Annotated in this window: 22 protein-coding genes; 8 read left to right on the top strand and 14 right to left on the bottom strand. The window is 44.6% G+C overall.

The annotated features are described in order from the left end of the window. The 3 genes from dndD to dndB are packed head-to-tail and all read right to left on the bottom strand — an operon-like array spanning position 1 to position 4,700. Entirely contained in the window at positions 1–1,959 is a 1,959-nt protein-coding gene (gene dndD / locus MN202_RS16955) for a DNA sulfur modification protein DndD (RefSeq protein ID WP_335737326.1), read from the bottom strand. Further along, on the bottom strand, positions 1,949–3,616 hold the full coding sequence (gene dndC / locus MN202_RS16960) for a DNA phosphorothioation system sulfurtransferase DndC (protein ID WP_335737327.1): 1,668 nt from the start codon (positions 3,614–3,616) through the stop codon (positions 1,949–1,951). The genes dndD and dndC overlap by 11 nt, the downstream gene beginning before the upstream one ends. After that, positions 3,606–4,700 (bottom strand): DNA sulfur modification protein DndB, encoded by a 1,095-nt coding sequence (dndB, locus tag MN202_RS16965; RefSeq protein WP_335737328.1) that lies wholly within the window; start codon positions 4,698–4,700, stop codon positions 3,606–3,608. Before dndB ends, dndC begins: the two co-directional genes overlap by 11 nt. 132 nt (positions 4,701–4,832) lie before the next feature. On the opposite strand from dndB, the gene dndA reads away from it, so the two are divergent. After that, positions 4,833–5,957 carry a cysteine desulfurase DndA gene (dndA, locus tag MN202_RS16970; protein ID WP_335737329.1) on the top strand — a complete coding sequence of 375 codons (1,125 nt, stop codon included), beginning with the start codon at positions 4,833–4,835 and terminating at the stop codon, positions 5,955–5,957. A 179-nt stretch (positions 5,958–6,136) separates the two neighbouring features. Here dndA and MN202_RS16975 read toward each other — a convergent pair whose 3' ends face one another. Beyond that, positions 6,137–6,361: a helix-turn-helix domain-containing protein gene (locus tag MN202_RS16975; protein WP_335737330.1), complete on the bottom strand. Its 225-nt coding sequence runs from the start codon at positions 6,359–6,361 to the stop codon at positions 6,137–6,139. A 152-nt stretch (positions 6,362–6,513) separates the two neighbouring features. Here MN202_RS16975 and MN202_RS16980 point away from each other — a divergent pair, with 152 nt between their 5' ends. Genes MN202_RS16980 through MN202_RS16995 form a run of 4 tightly spaced genes read left to right on the top strand, consistent with a single transcriptional unit; the run spans position 6,514 to position 8,522 of the window. Continuing rightward, positions 6,514–6,744 (top strand): hypothetical protein, encoded by a 231-nt coding sequence (locus MN202_RS16980; RefSeq protein ID WP_335737331.1) that lies wholly within the window; start codon positions 6,514–6,516, stop codon positions 6,742–6,744. A gap of 46 nt (positions 6,745–6,790) precedes the next feature. Further along, entirely contained in the window at positions 6,791–7,912 is a 1,122-nt protein-coding gene (locus MN202_RS16985; RefSeq protein ID WP_335737365.1) for a tyrosine-type recombinase/integrase, read from the top strand. Further along, positions 7,909–8,211, top strand: a complete 303-nt coding sequence (locus MN202_RS16990; RefSeq protein ID WP_335737332.1) for a hypothetical protein — start codon at positions 7,909–7,911, stop codon at positions 8,209–8,211. The genes MN202_RS16985 and MN202_RS16990 overlap by 4 nt, the downstream gene beginning before the upstream one ends. Next, positions 8,208–8,522, top strand: coding sequence for a hypothetical protein (locus MN202_RS16995; RefSeq protein ID WP_335737333.1), 315 nt, complete (start codon positions 8,208–8,210; stop codon positions 8,520–8,522). Before MN202_RS16990 ends, MN202_RS16995 begins: the two co-directional genes overlap by 4 nt. Before the next feature lie 129 nt (positions 8,523–8,651). Here the strand turns inward: MN202_RS16995 and MN202_RS17000 are convergent, their stop codons facing one another. From MN202_RS17000 to MN202_RS17010, 3 genes are all read right to left on the bottom strand, one after another. Then, on the bottom strand, positions 8,652–9,482 hold the full coding sequence (locus tag MN202_RS17000) for a hypothetical protein (protein WP_335737334.1): 831 nt from the start codon (positions 9,480–9,482) through the stop codon (positions 8,652–8,654). A 288-nt stretch (positions 9,483–9,770) separates the two neighbouring features. Continuing rightward, positions 9,771–10,601 (bottom strand): hypothetical protein, encoded by an 831-nt coding sequence (locus MN202_RS17005; protein ID WP_335737335.1) that lies wholly within the window; start codon positions 10,599–10,601, stop codon positions 9,771–9,773. Then, positions 10,601–11,788, bottom strand: a complete 1,188-nt coding sequence (locus tag MN202_RS17010; RefSeq protein WP_335737336.1) for a hypothetical protein — start codon at positions 11,786–11,788, stop codon at positions 10,601–10,603. The genes MN202_RS17005 and MN202_RS17010 overlap by 1 nt, the downstream gene beginning before the upstream one ends. Positions 11,789–12,176: 388 nt before the next feature. Here MN202_RS17010 and MN202_RS17015 point away from each other — a divergent pair, with 388 nt between their 5' ends. Continuing rightward, positions 12,177–12,896 carry a hypothetical protein gene (locus MN202_RS17015; RefSeq protein WP_335737337.1) on the top strand — a complete coding sequence of 240 codons (720 nt, stop codon included), beginning with the start codon at positions 12,177–12,179 and terminating at the stop codon, positions 12,894–12,896. 77 nt (positions 12,897–12,973) lie between these two features. On the opposite strand, the gene MN202_RS17020 is transcribed toward MN202_RS17015, so the two are convergent. Genes MN202_RS17020 through MN202_RS17030 form a run of 3 tightly spaced genes read right to left on the bottom strand, consistent with a single transcriptional unit; the run spans position 12,974 to position 16,431 of the window. Then, positions 12,974–14,668, bottom strand: coding sequence for a S8 family peptidase (locus tag MN202_RS17020; protein WP_335737338.1), 1,695 nt, complete (start codon positions 14,666–14,668; stop codon positions 12,974–12,976). A gap of 26 nt (positions 14,669–14,694) precedes the next feature. Further along, the gene (locus MN202_RS17025) at positions 14,695–15,801 is read right to left on the bottom strand and encodes an InlB B-repeat-containing protein (RefSeq protein ID WP_335737339.1); all 1,107 of its coding nucleotides are present in this window, start codon (positions 15,799–15,801) and stop codon (positions 14,695–14,697) included. Positions 15,802–15,840: 39 nt separating this feature from the next. Next, positions 15,841–16,431 (bottom strand): hypothetical protein, encoded by a 591-nt coding sequence (locus MN202_RS17030; protein WP_335737340.1) that lies wholly within the window; start codon positions 16,429–16,431, stop codon positions 15,841–15,843. 155 nt (positions 16,432–16,586) lie between these two features. Here MN202_RS17030 and MN202_RS17035 point away from each other — a divergent pair, with 155 nt between their 5' ends. Beyond that, positions 16,587–16,862 (top strand): hypothetical protein, encoded by a 276-nt coding sequence (locus MN202_RS17035; RefSeq protein ID WP_335737341.1) that lies wholly within the window; start codon positions 16,587–16,589, stop codon positions 16,860–16,862. A 189-nt stretch (positions 16,863–17,051) separates the two neighbouring features. Continuing rightward, on the top strand, positions 17,052–19,565 hold the full coding sequence (locus MN202_RS17040; protein WP_335737342.1) for a DEAD/DEAH box helicase family protein: 2,514 nt from the start codon (positions 17,052–17,054) through the stop codon (positions 19,563–19,565). A gap of 126 nt (positions 19,566–19,691) precedes the next feature. On the opposite strand, the gene MN202_RS17045 is transcribed toward MN202_RS17040, so the two are convergent. The 4 genes from MN202_RS17045 to MN202_RS17060 form a co-directional block, all read right to left on the bottom strand. Beyond that, complete coding sequence (locus tag MN202_RS17045) at positions 19,692–20,219, bottom strand: H-NS family histone-like protein (protein ID WP_335737343.1); 528 nt, start codon at positions 20,217–20,219, stop codon at positions 19,692–19,694. Between the two features lie 195 nt (positions 20,220–20,414). Continuing rightward, the gene (locus tag MN202_RS17050) at positions 20,415–23,651 is read right to left on the bottom strand and encodes a tyrosine-type recombinase/integrase (protein WP_335737344.1); all 3,237 of its coding nucleotides are present in this window, start codon (positions 23,649–23,651) and stop codon (positions 20,415–20,417) included. Continuing rightward, entirely contained in the window at positions 23,648–26,062 is a 2,415-nt protein-coding gene (locus MN202_RS17055) for a hypothetical protein (protein ID WP_335737345.1), read from the bottom strand. Before MN202_RS17055 ends, MN202_RS17050 begins: the two co-directional genes overlap by 4 nt. Further along, on the bottom strand, positions 26,037–26,495 hold the full coding sequence (locus MN202_RS17060; RefSeq protein ID WP_335737346.1) for a hypothetical protein: 459 nt from the start codon (positions 26,493–26,495) through the stop codon (positions 26,037–26,039). Before MN202_RS17060 ends, MN202_RS17055 begins: the two co-directional genes overlap by 26 nt. Between the last annotated feature and the right edge of the window lie 55 nt (positions 26,496–26,550).

The raw sequence follows: 26,550 nt of genomic DNA on the forward strand, positions 1-26,550 counted from the left end.
TTAAAAATACCCTGGTGTAAAGCCGGAAGACTTAGCTTGTTCATTAAAACTAATGTGATATTCACGGCTGATAGCCGGTTTTAACTGTTGGTAATAGTCGCCGACGATTTCTTCATCGGTAGACAGCAAAATTACCTGTTGCCCGGCTTTGGGGAAGTAGTTGTTTATTAACTTGCTTCTGTGTTTACCATCCAACCGTCCAAGTGGGGTGTCAATAACCGTTGGCAGCTCTTTGCCTGATGCTTCGGCCAGGCCCCATAGAATAGCGATAGCAAGCAGTTGCCGCTCACCGGCAGAAAGCTTTGCTGGTTCCAGCGGTTCACCATTCGCGTCATACAAGGTAATTTCGAAACTGTTAGGCGCAATACTTAAACCGCTTATCAGCTGTTCTTTACGGCCCAAGGCATCAAACTTTTGTTTAACCAACGTTTGTAAGCGCTCTATATTTTCTGAGATCAGCTGTTCTGCAAACCCCTGCAAGGTTCTTTTCAGCTTTTTAATGTGCTCGCTTACCTGAATAGTACGCTTTTGCTCGAAGGTATCTTTGTTTTGTTGTGCCAATAAATTGGTGTAGCGATGCAGCAACGCATTATTTCTGGCTTGCGCTTGTTCTAATTGTTGCCGCTTGTTCTGTGTGCGTACCAGCAGGTTTTTGTATATAGCTTCATGTTCGGCCAGTTCAGCGAGCAGATGCTGTACAGAGTCGTAGTCCGGTATGGTATCCAACTGCTTTTGCAACAGAGCTTGTTGCTCTAATAAGCGTACTTCATTTCTCTTTAAATGCTGGCGTTGCTTTTCCTCGTCGGCTATCCGCTTGTCTAAACCGTTAAAAATACTTAGGTCAGTATTAAGATAACAGTCTACGTTTGTCAGTGCTTTGCGTCCTCTGGCAAGTTCAGCCATGGTGCTGTTAACCCGGCTAATGGCTTCTTTCGCCGCACCTGAGTGCTTCAATGTGGCCAGAATTTTAGCTTCGTAAGCGTTTATTGCTTCATCAAGCACCTTTGCTTGTTTTGCCTCGGTCTCTAGCTTTATTTGTGCTTTGGTCTGCTCAATTAATGCGGTTACTAAGCCAAGTGGACCCACTCCGGCAGCCAGTTTAATTTGCTCAGCTTTGTTTAGTTTTAATTTTGCTTCAAGTGCACCCAGCTCAAATTTAATCTCATCACGTTTTTCAATTAAATGCGCGCCGGCATTACGCACAGCCTGTCGTGCTTTATTTATAGCTAACTTGGTATCACCGGTTTGTTGCTCCAGGTCAGCAATCTCTTTTTTCAGGTCTGAAATCACCACGTTATGCAGGCTCATTTCATCCTCACAGGTTGAAACTTTGGCCATAACGCTTTGATCAACATTACCACTACGACGGCGTTTATCTAGCTGTGATAAATCTATTTGTAGCTGAGATAACAGATCTAGCCCTAGTAAGCTCTCAATGCCGGTTTTTACCAGCTCAGACGAGCGTTGTGGATGCGCAAGGTTTTCAATTTTTTCACCGTCAAAAAAGAATAAATCAGACAAACTAAGTGGGATAAATTCATTAACGAACTCATCCCAATATTGGCTAAGATGTTCATCATATTGATAATCACACAGTACACGCACTTTCTCTTTGGCTTCCATTCCTTTTACTTGCCAGCTGCGCTCTATATCAAAGCGTCTTATTTTATTATCTGTGCGGTGCAAAAATGAGAGTGAAAGCATTACCGGGGCATCAGCCGGAGCAAAGCGGTTTTTACAACTGGCGAGAAAATTACCATAGGCCATTGCTGCACGGTTTGAGCACTTAGCATGCTTGCCATACAGCACTAACTGCAGAGCATCGAGAAAGGTGGTTTTACCACCACCATTTAAAGCACCAAACAAGATAACGGGTTTTCCGGCTTCAACACTCAAATCGACTGTGTGCGCGCCCTGGTAGATACCAAAGTTCTCTATTTCCAGTTTTTCAAAAATCATCGCTGACTACCTCTGTTTCTATCAGCAATGAACTGTATCCTTGTTGGTGAATGGATCTGGTTACTATGGCCATTTGCTCTTCAATAGTTTCGCGCTCTTTCGCTGTTAGGTTGGGCGAGTTATCTAACTGAATTCTGAGCTCATGCTGTTTACGTCTTAGTGCGAAGGTTTTTGCGTCCTCTAGTGAGGAAAACGCTCCTTTTTCGAGGCTATCGTTAAGCTCGTTAGCCAAGTTAGCCCGTCGCAATTGGTTTTTATGTTTATTGGCTATGGCCATTACGGCGCGAATTTGCTGGTACATTAAGCCATCGCCGTCATCCTGCTTCGCGCAGTAGTTTTTAAGCTTGATCATCACATCTTCGTTTAAAATGGGATGATGGGCGCGCTTGTTGCCTGGGTAGGTTTTTCCTGTCGCTCGTTCATAAATGCCAGGCAAGATATCTTCTATTTCCAGCTTTTCTTCTAACCAAATACGCCGGATTTCTTCGAGCTCTTCCACCGGGAGTAATTCTAAATCTTTCACTTCCGCCGGCCCCATTTGTTGCACTGCAACTTGTGCTTTAAGCACTTTTTCTAGCAGCTCAGCTCTGAAGCTCTGAATATAAGGGCCTGGCACAATATCGGCACCGTGTTTGGAAATATGTACTGTCAGGTTGCCATTCATGCGCCGGAAATCACGCCTGCTTTTATCGCGGCGCAGTTTATCAAGTTTTTTATCCCGGTTAGCGTCGTTAACATCGATTTCGTTACGCAGTGCCAGTAGCGGCAACATCCAGTCTTTTTCATCATCATTGGCGATCATGGCTGTCATGGATTTGTCTTCAGACACCATAGTGCATACGTAACAGCCAAAGCGGCTATCACCACAACTTTGTGTGCTTTTATCAACAACCAGTGGGCATTCTCCGCCCTCTGTGGCACCTTGGTACATTCCCATCAGGTCTTGATTGGGGAAGTTCCAGGGATTATTCACAGAGTTCAGGTATACCCAAACATCATCGTTGGTCCAATCTGCTATTGGGGTATAAACCCAAACGCGGTCTAAACTGCCGTTAGCTGTTAAGCCATCAGCTTTCCTGGTATTGGTCTCGATACTCTCATAATGATCCATCGATGCTGCACGTGCAGTACTTTCAGCTTTGCGGGTGCCGAGTACTAAAATAGCTTCGCCGCCTTTATCGACTAAGCCATTGATAAAGGCATTTGATGGCGCTATTTTCAGACGATCTGTACACCAACGAAACTTAAAGCGAGGGGCTGGGTAGCCTTTGCCTATTAAATTCACCCAAAAACGGTCTTTTACCGCCGGGGTTAAGCGGTGCGGAATAATCGGCAGGCCTTGGGTTTCTGTTGCCTGTTTCATTCGCTCCAGCGATTTTTCTACCCACATTGCGACGAAAGGATTTTCAACCAGAGTGTCAGTACTGATGACATGAACTTCTTTGTTACACTTATCTTCTTCTTTTAAGTCGAGCAAGGCATACCAAATCAGCTGCAGGATTGCTGTAGAGTCTTTACCACCGCTATAGCCAATAACCCAGGGGATTTCGTCAGATAAATAAAGCTGCTTAATATGCGCTTTAGCATCTGCAATTGTCTGCTTTAAACCTTTCTGACTAAATGCGGAGTAAATTTTAACTGCGGTTTCACTGCTCATTTTGGTTTCCCGATAGCTTGGCTTCCTCTTGCTGTTCTTTGTCCGACAAGGTTAAACCAAGTAAGGTTTTAATTCTGACAGCTGTCGCTTTAGCTCTGCTGGAGTTATTACTCATTTCGCCGCTGATCATGCAGCGGCCTTCCCAATCCGCTTTGTTACTTCGATCCCAGTTAATCTGCCTCAACCGTTCAAGCGTTGCTTCCCACTTGGGCAGCTTGAGTAATTGCTTACCTACTATGCCTAACGCTTGTAAAGTAACTGAGTGAACATTGACAGAGTGCTTTCTGGCATCACCGGCAGATAATTTGTCTTCAAATACAAATTGCCATTCGGTCATGTTTTGATATACAACTTGCCAATATCTGGCAGCAATTATGCTAAGTTCCTGATAGTTATCAGCGGTGACTTTATCAAACAACTCGCGTGTAGCTTTGTTAAAAGCACTGTGAGTTAGCAACTTTTTAGAACGGGGTCCCAGATTGTTTTTTTCCAGGTCAATGAGCTTTTGCAGTTTTGGATTTTCATAAATCAGTTCTTTCGACAACAACGCAGAGGGCGAGTTATCGTAAGTAATGCCCAACGAACGATCTGCCTTTTTCGGATAGAGGTTTAAATCTTTGAAGATTTTTTGCCTGTCTTCTAATGTTTTGTTGGCAAAAAATACCACTGAAATATTTTCATCAGCCAAGGTTGGGTCTTGCTTTAATGCCTCAGCGATTGCGGCGTTTCTGTGTTGCCCGTCGGTAATGTAAACTTCGGCATCAGCATCAATAGTGAGTGTGCCGATATTTGTTTCGTGTGTACCTTGACCTATAGGTGTAAAAGCGCTCACACCTTCAATGCAAGCCGTAATAGCTGAAAACGCGTAATCTTCCCGCTGTGAGAGTATATAGTTGGTTATCTCAGGGATTCGTTCTTGGTTTAACGTGCGCTGTGCTCTTGCCTCAACGGGCAACGCACTTTCATCGAACGTAAAAACCTTGCGCAGCCTTTTTAACGGGCACATTACAATGTAGTATTCACTACCTGCCTGAATACCACGAATGGCTGGAAATGACGTCCCTGAAGATATAATGTTCAGCACCTGTATCTAAGAGTTAAAATGAACAGTGTTTGTACAAAATTGAGATTTTGTTTGTACAAACAGGCGCAATATAGTATCAGTTAGACACGTGTTTGTCTCACCTTGAGACTAAAAAACCTTGGCATTTTTTCTATGACAATTTATCTGGATTTCAACGCTACAACCCCCGTACTACCTGAAGTTGCTGATTTAATTTATAAAGTCATGGTTGAGGAATATGGTAATGCCGGCAGTCGCACCCATGAGTATGGTGTTGCAGCAAAGCGCGCAGTGGAAATAGCCCGTGCACAGGTAGCCAACATTGCCAAAGCAGACAAAACCGAAGTCATTTTTACCAGTGGTGCTACAGAGAGTAACAATATCGCTATTCTGGGCTTGCGTGAATTTGCTGAGCAGTCTGGTAAGAAACATATTATTACCAGCAAACTGGAGCATAAAGCCGTACTTGAACCGATAGAGCACCTGGAGCAGCAGGGCTTTGAGGTCACGTACCTGAATGCCGAAGCTGGTGGACAAGTGGATATTGCGCAACTTAAAGCTGCACTTCGTGACGATACGGTATTAGTCTCGATAATGCATATCAACAACGAGACCGGCGCTATTCAACCGATTCGTGAAATATGCCAGCTGATGGCTGGGCATGAGGCATACTTGCATGTCGATGCTGCACAAAGTTTCGGTAAATACCCGTTTGATCTCGACAACCCGCGTATCGATTTTATCAGTGTCAGCGGCCATAAACTCTATGCACCAAAAGGTGTGGGGGCGTTAATCATGCGTCGGCGTGGCTTTATTAAGCCACCGTTAAAGCCAATTTACTTCGGTGGCGGGCAAGAAAAGGGGCTGCGCCCGGGTACGCTGGCGACACCACTAATCGCAGGTTTGGGTTTGGCCTGTGAACTGGCTTCAAAGAATGCTGAAAAATGGCTGGCACATGTCAGCGAGTTAAAAACCAATTTTACAGCTGCCGTAAGCGAGCTGGGCGGCGAAGTTAATGGTCACAATACTTCGCCTTACGTGATTAACTTTTCTGTGCCGGGTATCAACTCAGAAGCGGCGATGGTAAAGCTTAAAGGTATTATCGCGGTTTCAAATGGTTCGGCTTGCACGTCCAGCAGCTATACACCATCACATGTGTTAACGGCTATGGGGCTTGACGCAGATCGAATTGCCGGAGCTATTCGAGTTTCTTTTGGCATAACAACAGAAGAGTTACCGGTTACAGAGATTGCAGCTGCTTTACGCACCCTGCTTTGATTTGGTATGGATTTGGTAGAGATATGCGTTACCCTGTTTTTTGTAGGGTAGCTTGCCAGACACACGAAGGTGCATCAGTTCACAGCTTGACACCTTCAGCACCTTTTTTGTTTCTGTACTACTAAGCCAGATATCTTCCAAGCCTTTCTTTGGAGTAACAACATTTTCTTTGCTCATTTCTATTCTTCAGGAGTATATGAAGCAACCTTGTCTAAATCTACGCCAAAGTAGATGCATAACTTATCCAGAACATCGGTAGTAGTGTTATAGCCTTTCTGATTCGCAACTTTTGATAGCGTTGTTCTGTGGATACCAGTGCTTTTAGCGATTTCGTCAAAAGTAATCCGCCTGCCTTCTGTGAACTCTTTGTCTGCAATTAGCTCTTTGAGCCTGAATCTGATCATTATTTAACTCCCCTGTAGAGGCTCATTCTACACCAAAAAAACAGTTTACTCATTAATTGATGTGTAAAAGCTACAAAAGTTGCTTGACACAAACATTTTTGCGCGCATAATGTTGAGTATACGCTACAAATGTTCATCAAGGAGCGCTAACGATGCTTAAAACCTACTTAACAACAGAAGAGCTTTCCAAGCTCATCAAGTATGACCCGCGGACAATCCGCGAAACGCTAAAAGATCGCGTTCTGTTTGAGGGCGTGCACTACATACGTCCTTTTGGTGGCCGCAAGATTTTGTACATCTGGGAAACCATCCAAAAAGACATCGCAAAACCACAAACACAGGTATTTATTCCAATGGCAAACGGAGGTATGGCGCATGGGTAGTATTAGGGTAAGAGGGTCTGGAAATCTGCAAATAGATTTCCGGTATATGGGCACGCGCTGCCGTGAGCAGACTGCGTTGCCAGACACACCGGCAAACCGGAAAACTCTGGCAAAGTTGCTTTTGAAAATCGAAGCGGAGATTTTGCTCGGCACTTTTGTGTACAGCAATTATTTCCCCAACAGCAAGATGGTGGCGCGGTTTGAAAAGCAGCAACAGCGGTTGTTAGCCGGTAACAGGGCGCAGCGCTTACCTACCTTTGAAGAGTTTGCCAATATCTGGCTTGACGAGATGCAAGTTAGCTGGCGAGCGTCATATGACAAAACAATGAGGCTGATAGTGCAGAACCGCCTGATCCCACATTTCGGGGGGATAGAGGTCGACCACATCACAAAAGCTGATTTGATCCAGTTTCGCGCTAAGCTCGGCAAAGTTCGTCGCGAAAATGGAGAGCAGATTTCAGCAGGCTATATCAACCGACATCTGAAAGTTATTCAGATGATTCTTTGTGAGGCAGCCGACCGCTATCAGTTTACTGCGCCGGAGCGCTTAAAACCACTGAAAATGAAAAAGAGTGATGTAGATCCCTTCACTCTGGATGAAGTGGAAAGTTTCTTGATGCAGGTGCCACTGCAGTTTGTGGACTACTTTATTGTGCGTTTTTTTACCGGTATGCGAACCGGCGAAATTGATGGCCTGAAATGGCGCTTTGTTGATTTCGACCGCGGCATTATTTTAGTCCGCGAAACCTGGGTTGGGGGCAGAGCAGAGTACACCAAAAATGACGGCTCTCAGCGTGAAATCAAAATGTCGACACCGGTACGGGAATCGCTGCAGCGGCAATTTGAAGTGACAGGGAAGGGCGAGTTTGTGTTCGCGACCCGAAACGGCACACCGTTTAACCATCGCAATATTACGCAGCGGATTTGGTACCCCACGTTAAAGACCTGTGGTCTGCGTGAGCGGGTGCCATATCAAACCCGGCATACTGCGGCGACCTTGTGGCTTGCAGCTGGCGAAAATCCGGAGTGGATTGCCCGGCAGATGGGCCACACGACAACAGAAATGTTATTCCGGGTGTATAGCCGTTTTGTACCCAACCTAACTCGTCAGGATGGCTCAGCGTTTGACCTGTTATTAAAAGCCCACCGCAAAGGAGATGCCAAATGATCCAGATTGAAACCACACCCGCATTTCGTGATTTTATGCTGAACAAAAGATTCAGGGGGCAGGTTCGTAACCTGGCTACCAGCTTGATTACTGCGCTGCGGATCAACCCGCATGGCCGTGAGCTGGTATCAGTATGTGGCCAGGGTGGTGAGGCAGATAACTGTGAGGCCATTTTCTCATGGGTGAAACATGAGGCATGCTGCGCCAGTTGTATAAAGGTGCTTGATTTTAAAGCCTTGCAGCGTCGTTTTGTGCGCTTTTTGCTGGAAAATACAAACCAAAAGGAGTACCACGAATGAGGTCAGATATTCCATATGCGGGCGTGTTATTACAATATTTCCTGGCTGAGGATCCAAGCCTCGAGTTTCTGTTTGTGGTCGGTATTCGTGAGTGTGAGCAGTATCCATTGCAACTCATTCGTACTGTACCGGTTGTCAGTATTGACGAGAAGCGTGGTATGTTGGAAACATTGTTTTGCTCCTACCGGCTGGGTAACAGAATTACAGATATCAATGAGCAAAAAATGTACCTACGCGTATTCGACGACCGCATTGCTCGCATTGAAGATAATGAAACGATTGGCGCCGCCGTTGTTTTGACTCTGCAGTGATACAACTCTGAATAACTGAGCCCGCAAAATTGCGGGCTCTGCTATTTATGCTTTATACATTACGTGTTTTATAAACGTACAATACACTCTATAAAGCTCAGCTTTTTACGACCTTCCATATCCAACGTACTACAAATTCAGAAATGCGAGGTGTGGCATAACTACAGCCATATTAGACTTAATTATCGCCGCACTGCCGCCGAATATCACAGCAAATAAAGTACATGCAGCGGTAAAACTAACCCGCTTGTAAACGAGTTCGTGAAACTTATCCATAAGATTCCACAGCATAAACACCGCACCCACCCAGAACATGGTATCAAGCTGGTATAGCAGGGCAATGATAATAACCGCCAGCCCACTGATAAGTGCAGCCAGCTCTGCAATAAATCGCAACCAAAACCGGCTCTTTAGTAAGAAAAAGCTTAGGTAGCCAAGTGCAGTAAAATACGCCAACGGCAATACGGTTAGCATGCCCAGCTCAAAAGCGTGTAGGGTTTGTCTAACAGGTATTAAGGCAGGCAGCCAGGTGGTATAAAAGATCAGCCATGCCAACAGCGTTAACAACAGACAGGCAAAAGCTAAACGCAGTACCACAGCTATACGCGCTTCGTTAACACCAACTGCAATCATTCCCGGCGTAATCAACATGACAAAGCCTAAACTATAAACAAAAGCGACAACACTAGAAACACCGAAAACGCTATTGTTAAAGCACCATGCCAGAATACCCAGCACCAGCATTAACAGCCATCCAGTCCATCGGCGTGCTTTACCTGAATCCTCAATACGGCTATTTACAGAATAAGCCAGCACACCAGCCAACGAGAACCCTGCTACCAATACAACGTATTCTTGGTGGAAGACCAGCAACGTGACTGCGGATGCAACATATACCAGTGCTTCACTCAGGATTGCTGGGAAATACGACATTATTTTGGTAACGAGTGCCAGTAACAATAGTGCTGAAATACTGTATAAAGCTGACGTAAAGCTGTCTATCCGTTGTTCAGTGGCTGACGCTGACGGCATATCTTTGAGTGATATCTGGTATCTGTTGTAAGCCTGCTGTTTAATGCTTTCAGACTTCTCGCTAAACACAGCTTTAGTTATCGCATCTTCAGCTTTTAACTCTAACAGCAACTGATATTGGGCACGCAGCTCTGCTGCTGAATCAGGTGTGTATTCGGTGGCGAGGCTTATAAAGGGTAAGAAAACTAATAGTATAAAAATAAAACGCATCTGGCTTTATTGCTCTTTATTGGTAAGTAAGTTATCAGCTGTATTATCAACCGGGCTCACTTTTAAGCTATCCAGCACCATTTGTTGGGTCGCTTTGGCGTGTTTAAGCCAGCGCTTATTGCCGTACCCAGGGGCGTAGAGTGTAAAGCTAATTGCAAAGCAAAATTGTTCGCTCAACGGCAGGCAGTAATAATCTACCCCTCTTAATGAAGCAGGAAAGGGTTTGTCTACATAAGACACCCATTCCATACCATGTATTGTAATGATTTTTGCTGGTTCCAGAGGTGGGTAGTTAATGGATAAGGCAATATGTTTTTCAAGATTATCTAACCGGCTGGTAGACCCTCTGGAGGCAGCTAATTCTGCTTCAGCACGAATCTTTTGTCTGGTACGGGTATTCACCCCCCTGGCTTGTTCGCAGGGATCATCAGGTGTTATTTCGGCGTTATAATGTTCATCATATTCGCGAATAAGGTAGTCAGCCAATTGTTGCCGATCTAATGCATTTACGTCCGACGGAACCCGTTTTAGCCAGAGAGAACAAAATAAGTGGCCTAGTTCACCATCGCCAAAGCGTAGTACAGGGAACATATAAAACCAGCAGCGAGTTTGCAAATGCACGTAATAATGTTGTCTTTGTTGTTCCATATTACGTTCAAACCAGCCCGGCGTTTTATAAGGAAAGTTAACATGACGTGGTGAGGCAATGGTTTCGACATTAGAATGCGGCAAGCGCACCTGCACCTGAATATCTTCCAGTAAAAACCGGTGTGTTTGCTGGCGATTTAAATCTGGCCCACCGGCATAACCCTGCCACACATTTTTAACTAAGCCCATTAGCGAACCTTACCTGCATGCATCTGAATATAACGTTGTACCTTTGCTGCTTTTTTATGATTACCCAACATCCATAATTGCTGCCTGTAAGTTTCGATGCCGAGATAAGGCAACGTATGTGGGCTTACACCTGGGCCTGAGTTTGGGCCAAATACCAAACCGCAGAATTTTAAGCTGCGGCATAAACTGCTGGGTGATAAATCGTTACCACCTGCTATATTGGGTACCAGATCAAAGGGGTTATTTCTTACGGCGTTAACTTTTATACCTAAGCCACTGGCCATACTAGTTAGTCGTTGTACATTTGCGCCACTACCATGTATCGCCAATTGTTGCAGGTTTAAGCGGCCACCATAATGCGCCCGGTAATGTAATAATGCGGCATTAAAAATAATTGCGCCCTGGCTATGCACTACCCATTTTACAGACCTGCCTTGCTGTTGCACTTGTGCCAGCACCGCAGCTATATATTGCGCATTATGGGATTTAGTGCGGCTAAGTTTATCAAATAAGCACTCTGTCAGGTCTAACATACCGCCATCAGTGGGGTTATGAAACAACGTATAGGCAGATATCGTATCCGAGCTATAAGCCGTCTGGGCATGCACGCCCATTAACCAGGCTGCTTTATTTAAATCGTTCAACATGCCATTTACCGCAGCATGCTCGGTGCGAACCTGATTGGTTGGTTCGATATTTTGTACTGAGAGACCTAAAGCGTCGATACCCCTCTCATCTTTCGCTTGATCATAACGTTGGTTAGCGTCTCTACCTATATGATAAAGCATGGTGCGCTCGGCTGCAGTATTGGTTTTTTCGCCAGCCAGAGTTTTATCAAAAAATATTTCATCAATCACAACCTGACCATTAGCCGCCGTGCGATATTCAATTAAATAATGGTAACTACGAAATGGATACCGGGTGCGGTAGATACGCCGGAACGGGTTTAAGCTGTGCTTGGTAGAGTAGGTTGTGCTGGGGTAGCGGGTAACGTATTCAATTTCTTTCATTACCTGTTGCTGGTCATAATCGTTAAGGCTGGCCAGCATTAACAATGCCTGATGAGTCAGCTGCCATTTGTTGACAAGATACTGAGCGGGTAGCCGAATACCGTGCTCCTGCGCCAGGTTTTTATCCAAACCGGTGTAATTAAAAGCCTGTGTTTTACCAGTGTGTATCCAGCTCATCCTTGTGCTCCATTTCTGTTTCTAAACACTGTAAACTATCACAAAAACCATAAATTTACAATTTAGTTTCAAGTTTTGCGACTGTTCACATTTACGTCACCGTTCGGAGCGTTGGCACAGTTTAGTGCCGAATACCTCCTAATATCTTAGCTGTAATGGCAATGTTCGGTACTCTGAGGCTGTTAGGCTTTGTTTGTCCTATTACTTATTGTTTTATTTTGAGGTCCTGATTTTTTTTGCTTTGTTATATTGTTTGATAAAAGCTATTTAAATTTGTCTCTGTTTATTGTTTTAAAGAAGCCTTGATTTTTTATTTGTTTGTAACCATGTACATTTGGTATGGATGCGGTTCAGTTTATGCTGTTGTTGTAATTAAGAAGGAGTTTTCATGTCAGTGACAGAATGCGATTTCCAAAAGAAAAATTCTAATGCTGTGGATGCAGTTGACCTTAACAAATTATATCAGACGTTGAGCGATAACTTTACTCTCAGCCAAGAGCACCTGCGAATCGCTTGTTTTCCAACGCTTTGCTGTGCCGTTGAAGCTGTCGGCGGGAGTGTTTCTCTCAACATCTCAAATCTTAGCAGCCATGCTGCATATAGTGTCGAGGTGCTGTCTGTTATCAATTATTCTGCTGATGATATTCCGATATCAGATTTCATCGAAAAATATGTTGACGAAAAATACCGCAGTAAAATCAGTGTAGTTGAGGGTGAGGATTACGGCGTTTTGCAGTCAATGGAATACTGCATGTTTCCTCCGAAAAAAGCTCTTAATATAGCGTTAGAAATGTCAGCGATCTCAGACTGTGTTTATGTGTTCCTACAATTTCGCGATATTCTGGGAAATAATTATTATCAGGTTTTTTGGTTCTTCAATCAGCACCTTGAGCCTGATTACACATTTAAGTTGGGCGCGCTAACACCCGCAATTCCTACGGTTATGGAGCGTGTCTCTCTTCGGACTGATAAGTTTGACAATATAAATATCGCTGTCGATTCATTTGATAGTGACTTTTTAGATACGCTTAAAATCAGTTTCCCTTGTCATTTTTTACGCGGTTCTGTCAGGGATATTGAGGACCGGGGGCGCTGGCAGGATATTTAACTGGTACGTCTCATAAGACCATATCCCTGCGTAAATTTGAGATAGGGCTGCCATAATGACAGCCCTTTGCAACTTTTCTACTGACACACGGCCGGCTTATTTTCCAACTTACTACTATCGATTTTGACTAAGTCACTGCAGGTATTGCCAATATGGGCACATTTCTGCACGTAAAAATCACGGCCAACGGCCTCGTCCAAGCTAATGCTGAATTTAGTTTGAGTAAAAGTGCCGTATAGGACTCGGTTCTCAGCTGTGTTAGCCACCCCATGTTCAACTGACCAGAGCTTTAGGTATTCCTCCTCAGCCAGTTGGCCCAGGGTTTTCACCTCAACCAGAACCCAGTCGCACGGGTCACTTGATTTAAGTAATGTGGCGGTAAACCAACTCTGGTTACAGTCTGATAACTGGTTCAACAGGTGGCTCATGCTGTCCAGGCGCCCCTCTAAAAGTGCCTCTGCATTGTTGTAGAGTTTCGCCGCTTCCAAAATTCCTGCACCGCATCCCAGGGTTTCACATTGACTTCCTTCTATCCAGCGACTCACAGCAGACAGCTCAGCTAACATCTCCCACTGTGTCGGTGTGAAGGCAAAATCTTTCATCACGGCTGCAATCATCCCTGCAACCAACGGCGATGAAAAACTGGTGCCGGCCCATTCTGTCGTATTATTGTCACGGTGAAGTCCCAAGACACCACTGCCATGCGCCATTACATCGACGGCAGGACCATAATTACTAAAACCAGCGATATCAGCGGTTTGTGATGCGGTAGCCCCTACGGTAATTATGCCTTCGCAGTTGCCAGGAGAATGCAATCCCGCATCTTCTGTTTCGTTACCGGCTGATACGACAATCACGAATCCCTTATTCACAGCTTTGTCGATAGCGCTTTGCATATACATCGGGCACGTTGTGGTTTTGCCGCCCAAGCTCATATTAACCACCCCCGGATTGCCATCGAATACCGGCAACCCTTCAATAACCTCGCCGGATAACCAGTTCAATGCTGCTGCCGCATCGGTCAGAAAGCCATTGCCGCAGTCCAGCGCACGTAATGGGTGTAACGTGACATCGCCAACCACCCCAGTTACACCTATGCCATTATTAATTTGCGCGCCTATCACACTGGCTACACCGGTGCCGTGGGCACTTTTGCACTCTGGATTAAACTCTACCTCCAAAAAACCCGGACGTCGCTCGTTGTCAAACTTCACTACGGTGAAATTAAAACCATCGGTATAAGCCAAATCATCGGCCAGATGAAAACCTTCATCCACCACATAAACATCAATATTTTTATCCGGATTTTTCAGCTTTGCCCACATGTCGAATATTGAGCTGGCATTGGGTAGTGATGGCGAGTTTTGCTCAAAATATGTTTGAATACCTGCGTTGAAATCATCTGGCGCCGGGTCGGTATTCCAGCTATGTGTTCTCGTCGCATAGTCACGCTCAATGTAGCGGTATAGGCCGGTGTTTTCCAGCATCGCTTGAGCTTGCGCCAGGCTCAGTTCTTCCGGCACATGAACAACTGCAGTTTTCAGTGAAGTTGCATCTGCGCTTTGGTTTCGCACCGTTTGAGCCGAGGGTGTAGGTACACACCAGTTGTTGCCAGATACCAGTGGCAAACAAGTGGGGGCGACATTTTGTGATGTCACGTGATCTGCGGACAGTGGAGTTGCATTAAAGGTTACCACCAAACGCTCAGCGGCCACGGCGTGACAACTGACAGCGCATCCCAGCAGGAACGCCATCAAAGAGTTTTTTTTCATATACTACATCCTAAAAAAGTGTTGGCCTACAGGCTGCAATCGCTATTGATTACCGCGTCTAGGTATTCAAAATCCGAATTGAACGCCCACTTGCCGTTATTTACGTGACCCAGCTCAGCATTACCGACAAAAAGCGAAACAGAGTTCAGTTCAGTATTGATGTGCCATTGATGCGGAAAGGCTGCAGACACCCCTTGAGCCGCGATAGCTGGCATAGACTGATTAATGCTAGCGATATAGGGTGCAACATGGGCTGTCATCAGTGATTCAATGCTGGCCATTGCTGTGCTGAGCTCGGTGTCACCGATGTTGCCTGCGAGATATGTGGCCACTGGATTCTGATTGAGTTGGGATTCCAATTCGCCGTAAATTGAGTTGTTGCCGAATGTTATAGCCTCTTGCTTCAGAGCTACATTGTGTTTGATGGCCAATACTGTCGCCGCACCACTAAATGCTGCACTAACCTGCCTTTCTTCTGTTAATGCCAGGATTCGCGCTGCGTTCTCAGTAATGACCTGATAGCGAGCCAGCGGGGCTGCAAATGATGTATTTTCAATTACAAAGCTAAAACGTTGTGCGATAACCCTGCTCGCATTACTGCCGTCTTGCACAGCAACCTCCAGTTCAACACTCACGTTCCGGTCGACATTCTGTGTCACCAGATTAAATCTGGCTCCACTGGTTTGCTCTATAGAGATAGAGTTCAGGCCATAGCCACCCACGGCTTTCACTGCCACTATCGGAGCGTTTTTGGCGTTTTCCACCACAATATTGAGTGGGGTGCTGGTATTCTCAGCCACGCTCTGTGGCAACGTATCCAGACTAATCGTCAGCGGTTTTAGCGCAAAACTTGCCGTCACAGCACAGTCTGAATTTACCACGCCGGTACGATACGTATTGCCATCAAGGCTACCACTGCAGCCGGTTACGCTTTGGATAGTGTAAATTGCGTCAGGCTCCACGCTAAGGGTTGCTTGAGCACTTTTAACGACACGCTGGGACGCAGGTGATATTGTCCCTCCCTCACCAGCAGAAGCACTGACAGCAAAACGTCCATCCCCGCTCTCGCCACCACCACCACATCCGGACAGCAGAATACTACTGATGCTGATTAATGCCATTTTTTTGAACATAACGTTCTCCTACTGCTGATATAGTTAATTTCGTTCGGTTTACGAAGAGGGGACTGGTTGCTCGACCTGTTTACTTTCTCTGGGCACATAGCGATGGGCCTCTTCCATAATAATTTCGTCGAATTTTTTCCTGAGTCCTGCTTCAATACTGACAGCGTGGATATTGCGTACTACGACACTGGCGACCAAACCGACAGCAAACGCCACGATGCAGGCCATAAATCCCTCTATGTACCAGGCGACACCACCGGCGATAAACGCTGATGCAATGGTCAGAACACAAGGTGCAGCCCCTTGTGCAAATGCACGTGCTGTGGATGTACGCCTAAAAAACCAACTTTGTTTTGTGCTGAAATTTACGTAACCAATGTAGGCACCATGGTCGTCATTTTCCGCAATAACCATGGCGATGTCGTGACCGTGCCTGGCGTCGACGTCAACATTCTGCAAGGTGATTTTTTCTTCTTCACCATCTGCTGTGCGGATCCAAAATTCTTGAATAGTGACCTCGGCGGATTGCACACGCACCGGGTCATTTCGCGTGCCGCTGCCAGTTGAAAATACATGAGTTTTAGAGTGTTTACTGCCGTCCAAAAACGTCCCAGATAAAACGCTATAAGTCAGATCCATTTTTTTCTCCTGCTAATTACGACCAAGCAATTCCGTCGGCTAAAAATTAATAATTTTCAGCAGCTAAACTGGAAAAATGTTAAGTAATTACTTAGCAGAATATACGGACAATCACTTTCATGTGTCAAGTAATTACTTAGCAACGCAGGTTGCGCATGAAGGTGATGATGATCTCTTTATCTCAATATTTGGATGAGTTAAAACAAGCTAAAGATCTTAAAAATGACGCTGAACTGGCAAGGTATTTGGATGTGTCCAGAGCATATATCAGCCAAGTTAGAAGTGGGGCGTACATGGGCGAGTCCCAATGTTTTGAGTTAGCAAATATGTTGGGGCGGGAGCCGCTGGAGCTCCTGAGTCTGAACCGAGCTATACGAAATGTTAAAGACCAGCGCTTACAGGATTATTGGCTAAAAATTCATAAAAGGTAAAGGCAGGAAGCCTTTATCTGTGGGATAGCTGTGTTTCTTTGTAACAGTCTTCTGAATAGTGTAGGTGACGTGATGATAACCTCAAGCATTAATTTGCTAAGATGAAATTCGGGTCGCTTTGTATCTGATACTCTTATTACCAATTGACCGTGCCGGTTTTAGTAGCTGTAACATAGCAGGAGGGCGTTGATGGCTTTTATGTATCCATCATATGGACCTAAGTCAAATAGTAGTGCAATAGCTGAACCTCTTGTATATCAGCTGTTTAAAGAACAGTTGGACGATACGTTCCATGTTATTCATAGCATACCTTGGTTATCATCGTTTGTTACAGAGATGCGCGGCGACAAAAGCCCCAATGGAGAGGTAGATTTTCTCGTCATTCATGAAACGCTCGGGATATTAGCTGTAGAAGTTAAGGGCGGAGTTCTTAATCACGACGTAAATGGTTTTTTTTACACTAAAGAATCTGGATTCGGAGTTTCCCGAATAGATCCCGCTTTACAATTATCCAGAGGCGTTTACGCGCTCCAAAGCTGGTTCCGTCAAAATGGAATTGAGATTAAAATAGGAAGTGCATTTTGTTTTCCAGGTTCACAAATCCCGCCTTCCAGCCTCCCTCCGGGTTACGCAGATTTCAATCAGTATACGAAAGTCAGCCTTGTTATTGACAAGCCTTCTCTCCCCAGATTTGGTGAGAAAATTTCGGAAATCATGTCATTTCATAAACAGAATCTAGGGAGTGTTCAGTTCAAGGCATTCCAGATTCAAAAAATGATCGAGATGATACTACCCACCATTGACGCAATGCCATGCTGGATCTCGCGAGTCAACTCTGACAATTTCTTGTGGTTAAAACTTACAGACGAGCAAAAGTCTTGTGTAGATGATGCTTTAGAATCGCCAAGATTAATTGTAAATGGCTGGCCCGGCTCAGGCAAAACTATCGTGGGAATTCAAGTTGCCAGATTACTTTCAAAAGCTAATAAACGAGTATTATTTATAACATTTAATAAGTTATTGGCTGCGAAACTTAAAGATGAGTTAAAAGAACATGCAAGCATATGTGACGTTCTCACACTTTATGGCCTTGCGCATTGTGCTTCAAAGGAGATTCAGGAGCAATCGGATATCTCTGATGAAAAGTTGGATCCTGAATACTCAGGAGCATATGACAAAGATTCTGAAGTTGTTCAGATTCTGAAATTAGCAGGGAAGTATGGCTATTTCGACAAATATGATCATTTAATTGTTGATGAAGGGCAAGTCATCTGGAAAGAGGCTTGGGAAATATTTTTTGATAACTTCGTAAAAAAGCAAATTGTCGTTTTATGTGATGCAACCCAGGCCTTCGAATATGAAAAACCTGTTTCATTGGAATGGTTGGAATCGCGGCTCTCAACACGAGCATTTACATTAACGAATAGCCTAAGAGTTCCAAAGAAAATTTGTGACCGTCTTAAGCTCTTTGCCAAACCATCGTATACGGTTAACAACCCGAGAGATTTCGAAGATGACACTTTGGTCGAGCTTATTACACATCATCCAAAATCATCGCTAAAAAAATTAATGTCTGAATTATTATCTGAAGGTATTCCTCCCGCTTATATCACTGTATTAAAACCTACTTTTTTAAGTGTCCCCAAAGAGCTGATCCCTAGCGGCGTTAAACTGGAAAATATAGGCCGTTTCAGAGGGTTAGAAAGCCCCTTTGTGATTGTTTATGCAGATCCAAAGATGAGCAATATCGAATTTTTTATTGCTTATTCCCGAGCAACATCAAGGTGTATAGCCTTGTTTGACGCATTTCACATCCAACAAAAAGCCTATGGATCAATTGGCCCTGACTTGTATACAAAACATCCGCAACTTGTTGAGCAAGAAGTAAGTAGGTCATTAACTTCTTTAATGCTCAAATCTTTAGCTTTGGATGAGGAGGAGCTTCATACGGCACTGCCCATATACTGGTCAAATAAGTGGTCGATTTATTTGTTGAAAGAAAACACAGATGAAATTACACGTTCTTTATTGGAAATCTATTTGAGAACTAATTCAACCCCTTTGGTTCTGACATGGGGCAGAAATAGTGTAAGAACGTTAAGCTTGATTCCATCTGACAGAATTTCTTATGAAGATGATTTTAGTAGTGATACTTATGAAATAAGAGAATGTATCACGTGCTGTAGCGCCACGCCTCAGATAATTTATAACTCACAGTCAGACTCTTGCTTAAGTTGCTCGAATAACCGTACGCGAGAGCGATGTTCAGATTTCGAAGATAAACTAAAAGAAATAGGTGATGTTATTTCATATAAAAAAGATCTTTCCAAAGAAGAAAGAACGCAGCTTCATGCGGCTATCTATATATTATGTGGCTTTCGTCGGTTAGGTGACCTTCGGTTTTCAGAGCAAGCGTTATTTACTTTTAGTTATGGAAACAAGAGTATGAGCAGACTCGCGGTAGCTTTTAGCTTGTGGTATTTGCATAGAACAGTCAAAAAGAATGAGAGCAAGGTCAAAATAGGGCAAGTAAGCAAAGCGACCAGAGAGTGGAATCAGGAAATTAGAAACTGGAATCCGCAATCATGGAACGCATTTGTCAATGATGCTTTTCGAGTATTTGAAAAGTATGGATTAGTTAAATCTGAAAGTGACGGCTGGCGCACAATAGATATTGGAGCAATAGATGAATCTCATAAATAGTTAATATGCATTAACTCAGGCTTAGTCTGACTTTGTTGTTCATATTGAACTAACACTCTGTTGCAGATGCCTATTTGCTCGATTGATTAAAAGTGCCCAGCCTGGCCGGGCGCAATATATCAGGTGTTATTTCTTAGACAAAATTTCTTCGCCGTTGGCTGCGGCCCAATCATTCCAGGCATCCACCTTAGAATTGTAGTTTTCTAAAGCCTGCGCAGTGGCATCTGCAATTAACGTATCGATTTTCTTAGCATATTTTTTATCAACCTTAGATACTGGCATAACATCTACGCCACGATCTTGCAGGCCCTTCTTCATCGTGTGTGTGCGTAGTAAATGCAGCTCACCGTTTTCAACATAAAAATACTGGCTGTCTTTTTTGATGCTCTTAAACTTAGGTTTTGTAGGACGTTTATCAGACTTCACCGAGTCTGGCTGTAGAGCAGTCGCTGCGTCTTTATTTAATTTATAACCCAGTTGTTCCAGGGTGAACCCCTGAGATTTTGCCAGTTGTTCTAATTGGTTTATAACTTCTGCTTCATTCTGCCGTTCAGCTATCATGCTATTCAGAGTTTCAATCACTTCCGTAAGTTTAACCAGCGTCAGTTCCTTTGCCGCTTTTTTAAGTTCACGTTTATCTAATAAAATTGACATCGCCGTCTCCCTCGAAAAAATGTTTGGAAAGGGTAATCGCTTTCGTTGACGAAATAAAGACTAAAAGAATTACGTTAAGAATTATGGAAGATGCTGCTCCTTTTCCAAGAGTAATGGCTTACATTGGATGTTGTGTAGAGTCAGTATCGGTTATTACACCAATTCCTGAACCTTCAGGAAGAGAGGATGCTTGCCTTAATCAGGCGACGCTAAAATCTTAACAAGCTTTTCTGAACTATCAGATGCCGGCAATTCTCCATTTACTACCATAAAAAGCAGATACAGCCCAAACCGGATGCCGTACTCACTGGGCCGGCGCCGAGATTGGACCCGCTCCTTACCGCGTGCTACCCTTTTTCTTTGACGAGATAAATCGGAACCCTGCGCTGCCATAAAGTCCACAGCCAGATAACCCTCTGGGGCATAGTCTTTATCAACACGATTATCTCTTTGCAGTGATACCCATGAGTCGAGTTGCCAACTCTGCCATTGCATGGTTCGTTGTTCAGAGCTAAGTGGTGCTCGTGAAACCAGGGTAAATCGCATTCGCAGTGAAACAGCGAAGGCCTTTTCAAAAAAGTGCATGGCATTTATAAACCGGTGCAGGCACTCCACATCATAAAACCGAAAATGCGGCCATGTTACAGAGCAATGTGTTACCGCGTAAAGTGCAGCCCACATTACCTCGGACTGCTGTGGCTCTGACAGCAAGTTAAACGCCTTGACCATCCTTAATGCAATGTTTTGGCTTTTTAGATTTGCGGGAAAATTAGGCAAATGCGCAACCGGAGAAATCGCAATACGCTTGTTCTTCTGGTAAATAAATCGTTTATAGTTCCGTGGCCGTTTTTTCTCATCATAGTCCGACTGTATATTGAACTGTTGGTTGAAAAAAAACTGAGCATTTTCGTACGCTTGCTGCAGCCGGCCTGGTTCGATGTTCGCGTCTTCTGCGCACTCTTCCAGTGGGACGTCAAGATTCATATGCCTCAACAGCGCCAGGTAAATATCCAGCACTAACGTTCTTTCAGTCACGGCACTATTTAATGCGCCAGGGGTAAAGGTAGACACTTCTGTCCAATTCTTAAGCTGTACAGGTGAGCAATATGCCAGTAATTTTTTTGCTGCATAGGCTGCCATTCCGTTGTAGGTGGCTGTATCGCTTTGATTACCTATACGCGCCCGGGTTGCCGTGCGCACATCAACACTAGCAAGAACTGCTTCTGTTTCACGGCTGATATTTGGAGTGCAGGTGTTTAGTCCTTTCCAAATTACCCAACTGGCACTGTGTATATAATAGAACAACGTCATACTGGGGCCTGCATGACCAATTATTGCGCTTATAGCATGCAGAACTTTTCTGGTTGGTTGACCTTCAGTTAGATGTAAGAGAGCAGATTTTGCCTGTTTCAGATGCGAGAGTTCAGGAATATCAATCAGTGAATCAATCGGTTGAGCCTGACGATGATATTTACTGGTCCAGCTCCACGTCATCCATGTGGCAAATGAGTGCCGCAAATGATGGAAGCGAAATGTTTCATCGCCGGTAATTCGCTGCAACAGTATCGTTAGAGGATCAAACAGCAACTCTTCACCAGCGACGGGGCGGCCCTCGGCTCCAAGTGGCGGCTCTGCTCCAAAATAGAACAAATACGGTGAGTGCTCAGTGCCGATTTGCTGCCTGGCTCGCCAGTATTCGAGAAAAATTGTCTTTTCTTTATCGCTGAGTAAAAACCCCAGCGGAATACGCCGCTCTGCTGAGCTTGTTTTGAGGGCTCTTTGCCCATGTGGTGTAATGAAAATTGTCGTGCTGGCAGAAAGTGTATTGTCTCTGGTGTGCAGTAATTCAATATCCTGAAGGCGCAGGAAATGCGCTTCCCGTCGACGTAGGCCGCAGCGAAAACCCAGCATGAGCAGCACCCTTAATGCCAGCGCCTGTTGGTGAGTGAGTCCTGATTGTTGTTCCGTGTAGTCAGTTAAGAAACTCTTGGCTTTGCTATATTCCCATGGCATCAGAATGTTTGCGTCGACGGTGAGCGCCTCAAGCCGCTGACTTTGAGCAATATACTGCTGGAATAAATGACATGGCGTTGCCTGATGATGCTCCTCCAGATAGATATGGAAATCCCTCAGAATGCGTGCACGTTTGGTTTGTGACGCCAGGCTTTTTCCTTCATCTATTAATAGCGTATAGGTTTCAGCCAGTTCGTCTGCATTCATTTTTAAGAGGTGTTGGTTTGCGAAGCTCCTTAGCATTGGTTTGGCGATAGTGTCCAAATAGCTGATGAGTGTGCTGGCCGCCAGCTTACCGGACCACCGGCTTTGGGAGGTGAGTCGAACGCTAACCCAATTTAGCAGATAGAAAAAAACAGGCGGCAGATAGTCTGCCTGTTGCACTTTTGCACCAATTTGTTTGGCAATAGCTGAGTTGGTTTGTTGTCGCGTTGAGTTTTTTAGTTTATCAATGGATTTTGCTTCTTTTAACAGGTCTTTAATTTGTTCATAGCAATCCATGGTGCGTTGAAAATCGAAATGATGATTATATTTCAGCCCCCCTGAAGATAAAGGCAGCGTTGAAGGGGGACTAACGTTTTTTGTTACCAGTGGCAGCGGTGGTGATTTTTGACTAATTAGCCGATAAAAAACCGTGGGTTTCAGGGTAAGATTAGGTTGTTTGCCTGACAGGATTGGCAGTGCAAACGGGGTTATCTCCAGACTGAGCCGTGCTCTGATGGCGTTAATAATATATGTGAGTTTTAAACGGCCAGCAGTTTTTAGGTTCAACCCCTGAATAAATGCTCTTAACAAATTAATAAGCTTGTCTGTTGCTGGCAAGTCTCTTTGCTGCGAATACCAGTGATGTATAAGCTGGATGGTCAGACTATCAGGTTGCCATATATAGGTTTCACCGGCAAAACCACTGAGTTCAAACCAGAGCTTTGTTTCATAACAACATGGTTTTCCATTGAGCAACTGAGCAGCGAAGGTTGCAAGATAGTCGCTGCGAAGTAGACCGCCATAACGCATTGCACTGTAAAGCAGTCTACCAAGGTAAAAATCTGTGAGATCTTCTGACTTCCCTTTAACACTAAGGTTGTTCAGAAAAAGCTTATCTAATCTGTCGATGAACTGAATGGATCCGATAGAGTCCTGGCGTGCTGGTGGCGAGGGTCTTTCCAGCTTCAGTGGATTCATAATGGAGAATGTTGGCGGGTAGGATGCTCTGTTCGCGGCAATATAGTTGTTTAGCTGTTCCACCAGGTTAATACTCGCAGCTTTGAACCGCTCACTTCTTTGAGTACTGAATAATTGCCAGAAGATACTGCCGTACTCAGCTTTTGTGAGTATCACTGGGGCAGAATCGAGATCAGACTGCTTTCTAACCATTTGCAGTCTTGAGCGCACTTCCTCGTGTAAATCGTTCCAACTCATGCGCGGATGCCTGCAATTGCTTTTATTCCCAAGAGCGCTCTGAATTTATCCATATGCGGTGCCAGATGTAACCTGATCTCACACATTGACAGGGTAGAGCTGTCCCCCCAATACTGCTCGCCCAAATTGGCATGACCGAGTGCAACATCAATAACTTCATGTGAAACCCGGCTTTCTTCCAAAAAATTTCTTAACAACCTGCGATTAAGATTTGGCGGCAAATTGATGTATCGATTGAGATACTTTTGGTATAGCAACGTCTGAAATGGCTGGGGCCGGCCAGTGGCCTCCAGAAAGAAAAGTGCAGGAGGTGAGTGAGGGGCAATATTTTTTCGACTCAACCTGCCTCTGATTGCCAGTACATGTTGCTCATATTCGTTTGTCAGATCCAAAACTGTTTGGCAAACCGGAATATGCCGGGTATTGAATTCATCCTCGCGCGATTTCTCTTTGCGGATAAAAACACCGACAGAATCTATCAGTAGCTCACGTTTTACGATTGGCGTAGTTATCGGCCTCATCCCCGTTAATAATGACTGGCAAAGAATCTGATAGGTACTGTAGAGATTATGGAATTCAATCCAGATGCCTTGCTCAGTGAGTTGAACCAGCAACCTGGCCAGGTCCTGTTTTATTGCCGATACTGCATTAGCCACTTGCGTTATTTCAGGGCGGTATCTTGCGCCGATCCAACCAGTGGAATTTGGTGTGGAATAGATGGGGGGCTCTTTTTCAATCGATATGGCCATAATGTCTAACAGATGCTGGTATCGCTTCTGCAGCAAAGAGGTTTCAAGCGACGTGTAATAATTACGGGCTGAACTACCAGGTGGTTCGCGGTTAAACAGCAAGGCAGTTGTTGCCTGGCCATATGTGGCACAACTCAGCGTAAGCAGGCAGTTACTAATCCGTCCCTGAGTCAGTGTTCCGGTACCAATGTTTTTAATGAAGGCATCAATATCAGTTGATAAAACATTGGTTTTATTGTGCTGTAAATTTGCAATTTTTATGGAGTCGAGATAGGCCGTCAGCTTTGAGAATTTACTTAAGCACAACGGTGTTGCAATTAATCGTAGCACATTTGCTGCTTGTTGCGCCCCTTCGTACGCAATGCTCAGTTTATATTGTGGCTCAAATGCCGGGACAAGCCAGCAATTTTGTCGACCATCAAAGTTAATTTGAGCATCCGCGCCAGTATTTTGCGCCTCCATATTGTTGATAATTTCTCTGGCGCGCTGGAAGTCTGAGGCAGTGTAGAGCATGGTCAATACAATCAGTTGCTGAACCAAAAGTTGGATGTTGTCAGTGTGCTCACTAACGGCGATTAGAAGTTGCTGCAGCTCAAATGGTGAGATCCCCTGTAACGAAAGCGGCAGATAGTTATTCTGACGTTCAATGCGTTTGATGATGGCGCTGGACACACGTTTACCATGAAACGCCTGTACGTACGACTCGATAGGTTGTGCGGCTTGCAAAACGTAGATATCAGATGTTTCCTGCTCTTGCTCTTCTTCGCCAGAGTAAATTGACTCATAGTCGATGTTGTCAGAGGAAATCTCCCACAAAGCGTGAACGACATTTTCTTCATCATGTATATCTGGCAGGGTCAGGTTGATCAGCATTTCGCCAGTCAGAGCGGAAAAACCATCTATTTTTGATGCTGTGCGTGTTGGGCTGCCACCAGAGCGTCCTTTAGCATCACGACGGTTTTTAGGATCGCCTAATCCGAGTTTTAAAACGGTGATGAGCTGTTCACATTGTTTAATTAACGGCTCTCGGTAGAAATAGTTTGACTGACCGATAGTCACTTCTAGCTGTTTCAACAGTTCACAAAGCTGGAACAATGAATCACATTTACGATTCAAAATGCTGGCATACCAGTTTGTTACCAGCTGATCTTCGCTGAACTTTCGGAAAATCAGACTGACCAATTTTTTATCGCTTAACTTTAAAGTTACTGAGCAATTGCTTGTGCTTTGAAAATCGACCAAGTGCGGTAGTAATAAAATGACTTGGTGAAACAGATTGTACAGGGGGGGATTAACGTCACTATTTATAAATAGCACTGCATAAAACGGGTAGTTAGTGATATATCCGCTCAGAGCTTCTCTAACGTTCGTTTCCATTGGCCGGAAAAAATGGCCTTTTCCCCGATGCTGACGAAGCCTTTCCAGCAATGAGTAAGCTTGAGAACGATGCTCAATAATGTTTTTAATAAGTGTGATATTTGATGCCGTCTCAGCTATTAGCGGGCGCTCAAGCGCTGCGCAGACATTCTCAAGCACTGCCGCAAGGTACTTTAGATCGTGAGGGGCGTCTATAAAGTCGAGTAGGCTTACGTAGTTTCTAGCTTCATTTTCGTTGATGTCTAGCTGACGTAATGTCTCAATCTGTTGTTCTATTTTGTCCACGAAGACGCCTTAGAGAACCCATCCTGGGAAAAAATATTGATGCCCGATTGCCAAAAAATTTAGCCAAGGCTTGTAATTGCTGAATGTATTTTGGCCCCAGAGAGTGCATGAGCGGTGAGCCAAAAATGTCGACTGTCGCGAGTAAAGTCGGCTCTTCAGGCTTAAGTTTTATGTGCAATATGCAGCCCACCTCGGTCTCGGGATGAAGTAGTAGGCGGGCTAATTCATAACTCCTGAAACCCGCAACTACAACGAAACGTGTATCGATTTTTGTCAGATGTATGGGATGTAACTTTAATAAATATAGTAGGGAAAGCTCTTGGTAGTCTGCTGGTCCTGAGGCATAGATGACTGAAGCAGTCTTATCAACCATCCCTGTTACAGCCGGATGCAGACCTGTGATCTCCTCCAGTTTAATGCTCACTAACTTCATATCATCGACGCTTTCACATAGCATTACTCTAACGCAAGAGTTGCACAACAAAGAG

The sequence above is a fragment of the Rheinheimera muenzenbergensis genome (assembly GCF_036984005.1).
Lineage (GTDB): Bacteria > Pseudomonadota > Gammaproteobacteria > Enterobacterales > Alteromonadaceae > Alishewanella > Alishewanella muenzenbergensis.